The organism is Ideonella flava (assembly GCF_051857595.1).
Taxonomy (GTDB): domain Bacteria; phylum Pseudomonadota; class Gammaproteobacteria; order Burkholderiales; family Burkholderiaceae_C; genus Ideonella.
Genome location: NZ_JBPZHD010000012.1, coordinates 1 through 12264, shown reverse-complemented (window position 1 = coordinate 12264; position 12264 = coordinate 1). Strand labels below are relative to the sequence as shown.

Genomic DNA, 12264 nt, shown 5'->3' with positions numbered 1-12264 from the left:
TTACAAGGACCGGGGCCGCGCCGGGGCCGAGCGGCGGCATCGAAGGCCCGCCATGGCACCCAAACGAAACGGGCGCCAGCGGGATGCGAACCTGCTGGCGCCCGTGGGCATTGGTGCCGGTGAAGAGAGTCGAACTCCCGACCTTCGCATTACGAATGCGCTGCTCTACCAACTGAGCTACACCGGCGAAAGCGCGAATTCTAGCAGAGGGTTTGGGCCCGAAATGGGCTGCGCGAGGGCGGCTTTTCGAGGGCTTCGAGCGCCGGGGCCGATGGGAACATGGCCGCGTGAAGAACAGCCAACCCATCCTGGTGGTCGGCGACGCCATGCTGGACCGCTACTGGGACGGCAGCGTCGACCGCATTTCGCCCGAGGCTCCGGTGCCGGTGCTGCGGGTCACGCAGCGCTATGACCGGGCCGGCGGCGCCGCGAACGTGGCGCTCAACCTGGCCGCGCTCGGTTCGCCCGTCACGCTGTTGGCGCTGGCCGGCCGAGACGAGGCCGGCGACACCCTTCAGGCTCTCCTGGCCGAGGCCAACGTGCGGCTGGAAAGGGTGGCCGCGCCCGGCTACCAGACCATCCAGAAGATCCGCTGCGTGGCGCGGCGCCATCAGATGCTGCGTGCCGACTTCGAGGGCGCCCCGATGCCCGGCATGCTGGACATGCTCGCCGCGCGGTACCAATCCCTGCTGCCCGACCATGGCCTGGTCGTGCTGTCCGACTATGCCAAGGGTGCCCTTGACCGCTGCGAGGGCCTGATCGACGCCGCCCGTGGCGCCTTGCGGCCGGTGCTGGTCGACCCCAAGGGCCTGGACTGGGCGCGCTATGCCGGGGCCACGCTCGTCAAGCCCAACCTGGGTGAATTCAAGGCGGTCGCCGGCCCCTGGGCCGACGCGGCGGCGTTCCAGCGCCAGGCCGTGGCCTTGCGCAAGCGCCTGGGGTGGACCTACCTGCTGGTCACGCAGGGCGAGGCCGGCATGACGATGTTCAATGGCCGCGGCATGGTGCACGAGCCGGCGCGCGTGCGCGAGGTCTACGACGTGAGCGGTGCGGGCGACACCGTGCTGGCCACGCTGGCCTGGCGCATGGCGCAGGGCGACGACGGCTTCGAGGCGATGCGCTGGGCCAACCGCGCGGCCGGCATCGTCGTGGGCAAGTTCGGCACCTCGACCGTCGGCCGCGAAGAGTTGCTCGCGGCGATGGCGCAGGCCGAGCCGGCACCCGCGCCCACGCCCTTGCCGAGGCGCCCGCGCGCCGCCGCGCTGGAGGGCGCGTGAGCATGCGCGTCGTCGTCACCGGCGCCGCCGGCTTCATCGGCAGCAACCTGGTGCATGCGCTGAACGCGCGCGGCATCGACGACGTCATCGCCGTCGACGATCTCAGCAACGGCCAGCAGTTTCGCAACCTGGTCGGCACGCAGCTGGCGGCCTACGTCGACCTGGACGAGTTCTATCCACGCTTCGAATGCGGCGACTTCGGCCGCGTCGACGCCGTGCTGCACCAGGGCGCGTGCTCGGACACCATGCAGCACGACGGCAAGTTCATGATGGCGCGCAACTACGAGTGCTCGCGCCAGCTGCTCGAGGCCTGCCAGCGTCAGGGGACGCGCCTGATCTACGCCTCTTCGGCGGCGGTCTACGGCGGCTCCACGGTCTTTGCCGAGGAGCCCGCGAACGAGCGGCCGCTGAACGTCTACGGCTGGTCCAAGCTGATCTTCGACCAGACCGTGCGCCGCGCCTTGCGCGCTGGTGCCAAGACCCAGGTGGCGGGCCTTCGCTACTTCAACGTGTATGGCCCGCGGGAGCAGCACAAGGGCCGCATGGCCTCGGTCGCCTTCCACCACTTCGGGCAGTGGGGCACGCAGGGCCACGTGGACCTGTTCGGCGAGTACGGCGGCTACCGCCCCGGCGCGCACCAGCGAGATTTCGTCTGGGTGGGAGACGTGGTCGACGTGAACCTGTGGTTGCTCGAGCACGGCGGGGCCAGCGGGATCTTCAACCTCGGCTCCGGCCGGGCCGAGCCCTTCAATGCCGTCGCGGCGGCGATGCTCAACACCTGCCGCGCCGCGAAGAACGAGGAGCCCTTGCCGCTGGCCGGCCTGGTGGAGGCGGGGCTGTTGCGCTACGTCCCCTTCCCGCAGGCGCTGCACGGCCACTACCAATGCCACACGCAGGCCGACCTGCGCTCGCTGCGGCGTGCCGGCTACGACCGCCCGATGACCAACGTGTCGACCGGCGTCGGGTTGTATGCGCAATGGCTGATGGATCCGACGGACGGCCTGCCGGCGGCCGCGCCGACGCGCAGCCGCTCGGGCCGCCGCCCCGTCACAGCGGGTTGAGGGATTTCTCGCGCCGGTAGTGCACGTAGCCGACGCTGGCGCCGCTGCGCAGGCCCACGCCCAGGCGAATCGGGGCGAGCGTCACGCCGTCCAGGCGCTGGTAGTTGATGCCCGCGCCGCCCACGAAGTACAGGCTGCCGTCCACGCCGGGATAGCGACGGTAGATCGCTTCCACGTTGGGCAGCTTGTAGACGAGCGTGAAGACCTTGGAGGCGTTGGCGCCCGCATCGAAGCCGATCGATGGACCCGCCCAGTAGACCTTGGACGTGCCGCCGCGCTTCATGATCAGTTCGCCGTCGCCGTAGCGCAGGCCCACCGTGAGCGCACCGGACACTTCCTCTCCGCGGATGTAGCCGTTGGGCCGGCCTTGCTCGCGGAAGGCCTTCTCGACCACCTTCGCCAGGCCCTCGGTGGTCTCGCCGAAGAAGTCGGTCACCGCACGCAGGGTGGAGTCCTGATCGAAGGTGTCGTCGTCGGTGGCCGCCGCGGCCCACGTCGGCAGGCCCCAGGCCAGGGCGCAGCCGCCGAGCTGCCCCAGGAGTTGGCGGCGTTGAGGGTCGTGGAGGGTGGTCAGGTCGAGGAAGGGCGAAGCCATGTTGATCTCTCCATCAAGCGATGCGCGGCGCGATTCGCCACTGCTGGAGAAAACTCTGGCGACCGGTCCGGCCAGCGTCTGTCACCGGTAATCCCGAGCGCGTGTAGGCCGTCGCCTATAGCCCTCGAGGCTTGAAGAATCTTTACGTCCTGCGCTTGGCCTTGGCGGCCAGCGCGCGCCCCAGCGACGCCTCGAGAAGCTCACGCTTGACCGGCTTGACGAGGTACTCGAAGGCGCCGAGGCTCATCGCCTTGAGCACGTCGATGTTGAGCTTGTCGGCGGTCAGCAGGATGACGCGGAAGGCGCCGGCCGAGATGTCCTCGCTCAGGCGCCGCACCACCTCGATGCCGGAGATGTCGGGCAGGTGCATGTCGAGCAGGATCGCATCCGGACGCTGGCTGCGGGCCAGCTGGACCCCTTCGTCCCCGGTCTGCGCGCGCACGAGACGCACGCCCGGATGACCGGCCAGCAGCGCCTCCACCATCATGAAGTTGATGGGCTCATCCTCGATGTACAGCACGGAGCCCTGCAGGGGGGGCGGGGGTGCTTGTTCGGTCGGGTGCGATTGAGGCATGGTGCGCTCCACGAACTCTGTGGATGGCTTCCCCCATTCTCACGCTTTTGACGCACGCCCGGATTGCCACTCGCGGGGCCGGGGCATGCCTGGTGTTCGCGAGCGGCGCGGCGTTGCCGCAGAGTGCCTATGCCGGCATGATCGGCGTCCCACTGGAGACCGCTGCAGCAAGGAGAAAAGCATGATCAAGGTCAGCGTGATGTACCCCAACACCCCCGGCGCCCGGTTCGACCACGACTACTACCGCGACAAGCACATGCCGCTGCTGAAGGAGCGCATGGGCGAGCACTGCCGCTACTACACCATCGACAAGGGCCTGTCAGGCGGCGCGCCCGGCGAGCCCGCCACCTACATCGGCATGTGCCACGTCTTCTGCGATTCCGTCGAGGCTTTCCAGGCCGGCTTCGGCCCGCACGCCAAGGAGATCCTGGGCGATATCCCGAACTACACCGACCTGAAGCCGGTGCTGCAGATCAGCGAGGTGGTCGTCGGGGGTTAAGGGCCTGGACGGCGGAGCCGCTCGCGCCCTCAACCCCTGATGCGCCTGACGAGGGCCGTCGTGGAGTAGCCGTCGACGAAGGGCAGGGCGAGGGAGCGGCCGCCCCAGCTTTGCACCAGGGGCGTTTCGGCCAGCCTGGCCATGTCGTAATCGCCGCCCTTGACGTAGATCGAGGGCTTGAGCTTGGCGAGGACGGCCAGGGGCGTGTCTTCGTCGAAGAGCACGACTGCGTCCACGCTTTCCAGGCCGGCGAGCAGGAAGGCGCGGTCGCGTTCGGTGTTCAGCGGCCGGTCCGGGCCCTTGCCGAGGCGGCGGGCGGAGGCGTCGCTGTTGACGCCGATGACGAGTCGGTCGCCGAGGGCGCGCGCGGCGGCGAGATAAGCCACGTGACCGCGGTGCAGGACGTCGAACACGCCGTTGGTGAAGACGGTGCCGGGCAGGCCGGCGAACCGCGCGACGGCGTCGTCCTGGCTGAGCAGCTTGCGGGCGGGGTCGAAGGGGTCGAGGGTGTCGGCGTTCACGCGGGCGATTGTGACGCCAGCTTTGCGGCCCACGCGCGTTCGATGAGCGCTTCGAGATCCGTCACGAAGCGGCGGGTATCGAATAGCGGAGCGCGCTGGCGTGCGTCGCGCAATTGCTGCTTCCAGGCCTTCCTCATCTGCGGATCGGCGATGAGGCGGCCGGCCAGCGACTCGTACTCGGCCACGCTGTGGGTGATGCCCTGCGGCAACCCTGCGGCCTGCAGCAGGCTGGCACCGACGCGGCCGGCGAAAGCGCTGCCCTGCAGCGTCAGCACCGGCACGCCGGCCCACAGCGCATCGCTGACGGTCGTGTGGCCGTTGTAGAAGCGCGTGTCCAGCACGAGGTCGGCCAGCGCCAGCCTTTCCAGGTGCCTGTCCTTGGATCGAACCGGCGCGAACACCAGGCGCTCCGGCGCCACGCCGGCAGCGACTGCCGCGGCACGCAGGCGAACCTGTGCCGAGGCATGGCCTTCGACCAGCCACAGCACCGCGCGCGGTTCTCGGCACAGCAAGCGCATCCACAAGGCGAACAGTTCCGCGTCGAGCTTGTAGTGGGTACAGAAGCAGGCCACCACGATGGCATCTTCGGGCAGGCCTGCGTCGGCGCGCGTCACGCCGGTCGACGCGATCGCCTGTGCATCGTCGGTGCACTGGTAGCTGTTCGGCAGGTTCGCGATCGGTTCGGCAAAGGCAGGCTGAGCCGAAGCCGGCGTGACGATGGGGTCGCCGATGACGGCGTCGAACCAGTCCGCGCCGCTGGAGCCGGGATAGCCCAGCCAGGTGAGCTGCACGGGCGCAGGCTTGAGGGCGAACACGCCGGGGCGAGCATCGCGCGTGTAGCCCTTGAGGTCGACCAGGATGTCGATGCCGGCATCACGCATGGCCTGCGCGACAGCACGGTCGCCTGAGCGCGAGACGTCATGGAAGCGCTCGACGTCGCGCTCCAGGCCGCGTCGGTACTCGCTGCCGTCGTCGGCCCCGAAGGACCAGGCGCTGAGCTCGAAGCGCTCGCGGGAGTGCCGCGCGAACACGCCACGCATCAGGTGCATGGTGGCGTGGTTGTGGAAGTCGGCGGAGGCATAGGCCAGGCGCAGCCGCGGCTTGTCGACCGCGGCGATCGCCGGCAGCGGTTGCCCTGCACGGCCGGCGATGAGGTGCGCGTGCCGCTGCGCGACGGGCGCGATCTCCGCATCGCTCAGCGCGACCGGCAGCGAAAGCAGGGAGAACGGTGAAGGGGCGTCGAACGCGGGAGCTGCCGCCGGCGGCTCGCTGCCGAGTTGCTTCACCAGCCCCCGCAGCGCGGCCTCGCCGGGCAGCGCTGCCCAGTCGCACAGCTGCTGCCGCAGGTGGACGATCTGAAGCGCGACGCCTGCGTGCAAGGGTTGCAGTTGCTGGCAGACCTCGAAGGCGGCGAGCGCCTCGGCATGCCGGCCGAGCGCGAGGTGCACCGCAGCGAGGTTGAACCGGGCGGCGAAGTGCTCGGGTCGGCCCCGCAGCAGCGCCTCGTACTGCGCTTGCGCATCCGATGGACGCCCGGCGGCTTGCAGGGCCAGGCCCAGGCTGTAGCGGCCGCGCTCGTGCGTCGGGTCCGTGGCCAGCACCGCTTCGAAGTGCGTGACGGCCTCGGCGGGTCGATCGTCGCGCTGGCAGGCGATGCCCAGGTTGAACCGGGCTTCGAGCCAGCCGGGCTGCAGGGTCAGCGCGCGCTCGAACGCGACGCGCGCTTCGGCGAAGCGGTCCGCATCGATCAAGCCGTTGCCCAGGTGCAGCGCGGCCTCGGCCAGCGCCGGCCGGTGGGCCAGCGCCGCCTGCGCGTCGCGGATCGCTTCGTCCGTTCGACCTTGCTGGCGATGCAGGTCCGAGCGTTGCGACAGGGCCAGCGCATCGTCCGGAGCCAGGCGCAACGCCTCGTCCAGCAGACACCCGGCCTCGGCGTGCTCGCCGCGTGCCTTGTGCAGACCCGCCAGGTTGCGCCAGGCGTCGGGGTAGCGCGGCTCGACATCGATCGCGCGGCGGTACGCCTCGGCGGCTCGTCCGGGTTGACCGGCTCGGCGCTGAATCGCCCCGAGCAAGGCCCAGGCATCGGCACGTTTCGGTGCGCGTTGCAGGGCGCAGACCACGTCGCCTCCGGCCTTCGCCGCATCGAACGCTGGCGACTGGTAATTGCCGAACGCACGCTGCAGCCAAGCATCGGCATCGGCGGGCGCCGCTGCATCGCGCGGCAGGATGTGCCGCACCCACTGGCCCAGGGCGCCGGCGACCGCATCGCGCACGCCGGACCAGTCGCCTCGGACCGACTGGCGGAACAGCCGCGCGCTGGGATACCAGTCGCTGCGATCCGCCTGCAGCCCCCAGCGCCAGTCGTGGTGCCAGGGCAGGGTGACGAAGACCGGCTTGCCCATCGCGCCGGCGAGGTGCGCCACCGAAGTGTCCGAAGTGATGACCAGGTCCAGCTCGGCGATCACCGCGGCGGTGTCGTCGAAGGTGCCGATCTCGCTGTCGAGGTCGATGAAGTGCGCGGGCAGCGGGGCATGCGCGGCCAGGTCGCGCCGGCCATCGCCCTTCTGCAGAGCGAACCAGCGCAGGCCGGGCAATCGCAGCCAAGGCGCGAAGGGAGCGAAGCGCGGCGAGCGCTGCGCGTCGTTCTTGACGTTGGGGTTGCCGGCCCAGACCCAGCCGACCGCCAGCTCGCGCTCGCGTTGCCAGCCGTGGGCGAGCAGGCGATCGCGCCAGCGCGTGCAGGCACCGGCATCGGCGTGGACGTAGGGCACGAGCGTGGGCAGCGCATCGTCCGCGAGGGCCAGCACGTGCGGCAGGCTCATCAGCGCCACGTGCGTGTCGAAGGCCACCGGCGTCGCGCCGCGCTGGCTGACGGCCTCGACACCCGGCGTGCGGGCGACCAGCGCCATCATCTCGCCCAGCACCTCCACCACCACGCGGCAACCCGCGCCGGCGCGGCGCTTCACCTCGGGCAGGAAGCGCAGGAACTGCATCGCATCGCCGAAACCCTGTTCGGCCCAGACGAGCAGGGTGCGCCCGGGTTGGGGCGTGCCGTCCCACACCGGCTGGGGGCAGAGGCGGGGCTCGGGCTGGCGCCGGTCGAAGCGCCATTCGTAATCCTTGAAACCCTCTCGGAAGCGGCCGTGCAGCAGCAGGGCGAGTGCGCGGTTCCAGTGGCCGTCCACATGCTTCGGATCGGCCTGCACCGTGGCATCGAAGGCGGCATGCGCGTCGTCCCACTGCCCGAAGTGCTCGAGCGCGACCCCGAGGTTGTGCAGCGTCTCGGCGTTGCCGGGGTTCAGGCGAACGGCCTCGCGGTAGGCGGCCAGTGCGCCGTCGCGGTCCTCGCGATCGCGCCGCAGGTTGCCCAGGTTGTTCCACGCGTCGGGATAGGCGGGGGCGAGCTGCAGGGCGTGGCGGTAGGCGGCCTCGGCGTCGTCCAGGCGGCCGGCGCGCTTGAAGAGGATGCCCAGCAGGGTCCAGCCGTCGGGGCGTTGCGGCTCCTCGCGCAGCGCGGCCTGGGCGTAGGCGATGGCCTCGTCGTCGGCGGCACCGGCCTGGTAGAGCGCGAAGGCGCGTTCGATCGAGGTCGCCGGCCAGGGCGTGCGCACGGCGGCGAGCGCGGAGGGTGCCAGGCCCTGGCGTTGCCGCCAGGCCATGCGCTCGAACAGGTCCTCCAGCCCGCGCGTCCAGGCGGCGCTGTCGAACAGGGGCACTGACAGGCGCTGCGATTGCAGTCGCTGCTTCAGCGCGGCCAGGCGGGCCGGTTGCGTGGCCAGGGCCACAGCCAATTCAACGTAGGTTTCGGCGCTCGCGGTCGCGAGCTCGGGCACGCCAGCGGCCTGCAGCAGGCTGGTCGCCACGCGCGAGGGGAAGGTGTCGCCGGTGCGGGTGAGGACAGGCACGCCAACCCACAGCGCATCGCTGCAGGTGGTGTGGGCGTTGTAGGGCTCGGTGTCGAGCACCAGATCGGCCAGCTGCAGGCGGCCCAGGTGGCGGGCGAGCGGCAACTCCGGCGCGAAGAACAGGCGTGACGGATCGAGCCCGCGCGATTGCATCTCGCGCTTCAGGTTCGCTTCAGCCAGCGGGTTGGAGCGCAGCAGCCACAGCACGGCGTTGGGCACGCGGCCGAGGATGCGGCACCAGCGGTCGAACACGGCCTCGGTGATCTTGTAGCTGTAGTTGAAGCAGGCGAGGACCACCGGCGGCTCGGGGAAAGAAGGGCCGCTCCCGAGTTCCCCGATCCCCCCCGGGGGGCGGGCGGGGCCAGGCCCCGACCTGGGGGCCCATTCCGGCAGACCGGCTTCGAGGCGCGTGGGGGCCGGGCCGACGGCGCGCTGGCGGTCGTTGGGCTGGTAGCAGTGCGGCAGCTGGGCGATGCGCTCGTCGTAGTCCGCCGCGTGGTCCAGCGGCGTGACGATGGGGTCGCCGATCAGGTAGTCCGCGAAGCCCGCACCCAGCGTGCCGGGATAGCCGAGGAAGTTGACCTGCACCGGCGCCGGCCGCAAGGCCAGAACGCCGCTGCGCGTGTCGCGCGTGTAGCCCTTGAGATCGACCAGGATGTCGATGCCGTCGGCGTGGATGCGCCGGGCCAGGTCCTCGAGGCCGAGCGTCGAGCACTCGACGAAACGATCCACCGCGCGCATCAGCCGCGCACGCATCGGGCTGCCGTCGTCCGGCCCGCAGCTGTAGGCGATGACCTCGACGCGTTGGCGATCGTGCCGCTCGAAGACCTCGGCCATCAGGTAGGCGGTGGCATGGGCGTGCAGGTCGGACGAGAGGTAGCCGATGCGCAGCCGCTGATCGCCGCCCTCGCGCGCCGGCGCGGGCGCATAACGCATGTGCGGAGCGCGGGCGAGCGGCCCGGCGTACTGGCGCGCCACCCACTGGCGGGCGCAGCGGCGCTGCTGGGCTCGCGTGGCGGGCAGGGCCAGGTAGGCGAAGGGGAAGACGGGTTGCGCAGGGCCGGCCAGCGGCTCGTCGCCACCCGCATCGACCGTGGCGATCACCTGAGCCGTGGCCTCGCGCGCGCCGGCGAAGTCGCCCGCCGCCTGCAGGGCTCGCAGCAGCGAGGTCTGGGCCAGCGTGTAGTGCGGGTCCAGCGCCAGCGCGGCTCGGTAGTGCGCGATGGCGTCGGCATGGCGGCCGGCGTCGTTGTAGAGGTTGGCGAGGTTGTATTCGGTGGGTGCGCTGGGCGCGTGGTGCAGCGACTGCAGGAACATCGACTCGGCCTCGTCGCGCCGGCCGCGGCGTTGCGCGGCGGCGGCGAGCAGGTTCAGCAGGCCGGCAGGCGCGGCGCCCTGGGCGAGCCCATCGCGCCAGGCGGCCTCGGCCTCGTCATGCCGGCCCTGTGCGGACAACGCCTGGCCGAGGGCACACCAGGTGTTGCCTTCGCGCGGTGCGAGTTCTATCGACGCGCGGTAGCTGCGCACGGCGGCTTCGAGATCCCCTGCAGCCTGCTCGGTGTTGCCCCGGTTGGCGAGGATCACGGCGCGGAAGGCCGGCTCCTGGGCGAGCGTGAGCGCGCGTCCGAACGCGGCGAGGGATTCGGCGAAACGCTGCTGGCGCTTGTGGGCCAGGGCCAGCAGGTGCCAGCCGTCGATGGCTCGTTCATCGCGTGCCAGCGCCTCGCGACACAGGGACTCGGCCGCGGCGTCGTCGCCGGCGTTCAGCGCGGCCATGGCACGGTGGAGCAGGGGTGCCGCGGGCACATCGAGGGCCTGCGGTGACCAGACGGACAGGCGTTCGCGCATCGTCTCCACCACGCCATCCCAATCTTGCGCAGCACGCTGGCGGATCAGCCTCAGGCTGGGATACCAGGCCGTGGCTTCGCCTTCGCGCTGCCAGCGCCAGTCCGGCCCGTGGGCCACCATCACCCAGCAGGGCCTGTCCATCGCGCCAGCGAGGTGCACGACCGAGGTGTCGACCGAGATGAGCAGGTCGATGGCCTCCATGGCCGCGGCGGTGTCGGTGTAGTCGTTCAACTCGGCGTCGAGGTCGAGCACCTGGTCGCGCCAAGGCGATGCGCGCAGCTCCTCGGCCGGCTCGCCCTTCTGCAGGCTGACGAAGCGCAGGCCCGGCAGCGCCAGCAGCGGTGCGAGCGTCTCCAGACGAGCCGAGCGGTTGCGGTTGTTGGCGTGGTCCTTGTTGCCGCCCCAGACGAGGCCGACCGTGGCGCGCACGCCGGCTGGCCGGGCCAGGCGAGCACGCCAGGCCGCGGCCTTGTCGGCCGGCGCGCGAAGGTAAGGCACGCTGGCGGGGACGTTGCCGGTGTCGGTCCCCAGCCGGTGCGGCAGGCTGAGCAGGAAGGCCCAGAAGTCGTAGCGATGCGCGTGCATCTCGCCGGGAGCGATGACGCGCGTCGGGCCTTCCAGGCTGCGCATCAAGGCGACCAGCGGGCCGTCGACGATGAGGGTGACCTCGGCGCCGGCATCGCGCAGCTGGGCAGCGTAGCGGCAGAACTGCAGCTGGTCGCCCAGGCCCTGCTCGCGCACCAGCGCGATGTGCTTGCCGGCCAGCGGCTCGCCCTGCCACATCGGGCAGCCGAGGGCCGGGGCCCGCGGCGCGCTCTTGTTCTGCGAACGCGGGTGGTAGCGGATCTCGTAGCCGGCGAAGCCGCGCTTCAGGTGACCGAACAGCAGGTCGGCCAGAGCGATGTTGTAGAGCGTGTCGGCGTTGCCGGGCGCCAGGTCGAGCGAGCGGCGGTAGCAGCGCATCGCCTCGTCGTGGTCGCCACGCTCCTTGGCCAGCTGGCCGAGGCTGTTCCAGCTGCGGTGGAACGAGGGGTCGATCTCCAGCACGCGGCGATACAGGGCCACGGCTTCGTCGGTGCGGCCGGCCTCCTTCAGCAGCGTGCCGAGGTTGTTCAGGGCGTTGACGTGCTCGGGCCGGCTGGCCAGCACGGCGCGGTAGCAGGCCTCGGCCTGCGCCGGGCGGCGCAGCTCCTGGTGCAGGGTGCCCAAGTTGTTGGTGGCTTCCAGGTGACCGGGTTTCAGGGCCAGCGCGTGGTCGTAGGCCGCCTGCGCTTCGGCGTGGCGGCCGCGGGCCTGCAGCACCAGGCCCAGGTTGTTCCAGGCCTCGACGTTGTCGGGCAGCAGCTCCAGGGCGCGGCGCAGCGCGGCCTCGGCCTCGGGCCAGCGGGTGAGGGTGCGCAGCACCTCGCCTCGGTTGACGTGCAGGTCGGCCGCGTCGGGCTTCACGGCGGCGGCTCGGTCCAGCCAGGCGAGGGCTTGCTCGTGCTCGCCGAGCAGGTGCTGGGCCACGCCCATCAGCTGCAGCGCCTCGGGCGAAGTCGGCTGGATCGCCAGCGCGGCGCGGCACGCGTCTGCCATGGCCCGGGGCTGGCTGCTGCGGAAGGCGGTGACGGCCTCGCGCAGGCGGTCCAGCACGGCGCCCGTGGGCGCGGGAGTGACGGGCACGGCGGACGTGGGGGCGAGGAGCTCCATATCCTGGCAAGGGTAGGGGCCGCGCGCGAGACCAGACGCGGGAAAAGCGGCCCGCTCAGGTGGCATTTCCTCATCACCCTCCGGGATGAGTTCGTGAAAGGCCGGCGGCGTGCGCGCTCACCTTTCGACAAGCTCAAGGCGAACGGAGTGGAGGTGCGCCGGGGCTTGTCGAAGGCCCCGTGGTGCATGCCGTTCACCTTTCGACAGGCTCAAGGCGAACGGGGATGGAGAGGTGGAGGCGCATGGCCTCCGGCAAGACGAACCCTCCTTCCCCGTTCGGCCTGAGCCTGTC

The 12264-nt window shown here is 71.1% G+C and carries 7 protein-coding genes and 1 tRNA gene; 3 read left to right on the top strand and 5 right to left on the bottom strand.

Annotation, left to right across the window (positions count from 1 at the left end; all coding sequences use genetic code 11):
- Positions 1-111 precede the first annotated feature (111 nt).
- A tRNA-Thr gene (locus ACS5PM_RS24445) sits at positions 112-187 on the bottom strand.
- 100 nt (positions 188-287) lie between these two features.
- Here ACS5PM_RS24445 and ACS5PM_RS24440 point away from each other — a divergent pair.
- Together ACS5PM_RS24440 and rfaD are read left to right on the top strand one after the other, a co-directional pair.
- On the top strand, positions 288-1277 hold the full coding sequence (locus ACS5PM_RS24440; protein WP_439390362.1) for a bifunctional heptose 7-phosphate kinase/heptose 1-phosphate adenyltransferase: 990 nt from the start codon (positions 288-290) through the stop codon (positions 1275-1277).
- Between the two features lie 2 nt (positions 1278-1279).
- Positions 1280-2338 (top strand): ADP-glyceromanno-heptose 6-epimerase, encoded by a 1059-nt coding sequence (rfaD, locus tag ACS5PM_RS24435; protein ID WP_439390654.1) that lies wholly within the window; start codon positions 1280-1282, stop codon positions 2336-2338.
- Here the strand turns inward: rfaD and ACS5PM_RS24430 are convergent.
- Together ACS5PM_RS24430 and ACS5PM_RS24425 are read right to left on the bottom strand one after the other, a co-directional pair.
- Complete coding sequence (locus tag ACS5PM_RS24430; protein ID WP_439390361.1) at positions 2325-2933, bottom strand: DUF1134 domain-containing protein; 609 nt, start codon at positions 2931-2933, stop codon at positions 2325-2327. The two genes, rfaD and ACS5PM_RS24430, sit on opposite strands and share 14 nt — an antisense overlap.
- Positions 2934-3075: 142 nt before the next feature.
- Positions 3076-3507, bottom strand: a complete 432-nt coding sequence (locus ACS5PM_RS24425; RefSeq protein ID WP_439390360.1) for a response regulator — start codon at positions 3505-3507, stop codon at positions 3076-3078.
- A 181-nt stretch (positions 3508-3688) separates the two neighbouring features.
- Between ACS5PM_RS24425 and ACS5PM_RS24420 the strand changes: the two genes are divergently transcribed.
- Positions 3689-4006, top strand: coding sequence for an EthD family reductase (locus ACS5PM_RS24420; protein ID WP_439390359.1), 318 nt, complete (start codon positions 3689-3691; stop codon positions 4004-4006).
- Between the two features lie 29 nt (positions 4007-4035).
- On the opposite strand, the gene rfaE2 is transcribed toward ACS5PM_RS24420, so the two are convergent.
- Positions 4036-4527, bottom strand: a complete 492-nt coding sequence (rfaE2, locus tag ACS5PM_RS24415; protein ID WP_439390358.1) for a D-glycero-beta-D-manno-heptose 1-phosphate adenylyltransferase — start codon at positions 4525-4527, stop codon at positions 4036-4038.
- Positions 4524-11945, bottom strand: coding sequence for an O-linked N-acetylglucosamine transferase family protein (locus tag ACS5PM_RS24410; RefSeq protein ID WP_439390357.1), 7422 nt, complete (start codon positions 11943-11945; stop codon positions 4524-4526). The genes rfaE2 and ACS5PM_RS24410 overlap by 4 nt, the downstream gene beginning before the upstream one ends.
- Between the last annotated feature and the right edge of the window lie 319 nt (positions 11946-12264).

Coding starts and splice junctions, on each gene's coding strand:
- rfaD (WP_439390654.1), top strand. CDS start 1,280: ATGCGCGTCGTCGTCACCGGCGCCGCCGGCTTCATCGGCAGCAACCTG.
- ACS5PM_RS24430 (WP_439390361.1), bottom strand. CDS start 2,933: ATGGCTTCGCCCTTCCTCGACCTGACCACCCTCCACGACCCTCAACGC.
- ACS5PM_RS24425 (WP_439390360.1), bottom strand. CDS start 3,507: ATGCCTCAATCGCACCCGACCGAACAAGCACCCCCGCCCCCCCTGCAG.
- ACS5PM_RS24420 (WP_439390359.1), top strand. CDS start 3,689: ATGATCAAGGTCAGCGTGATGTACCCCAACACCCCCGGCGCCCGGTTC.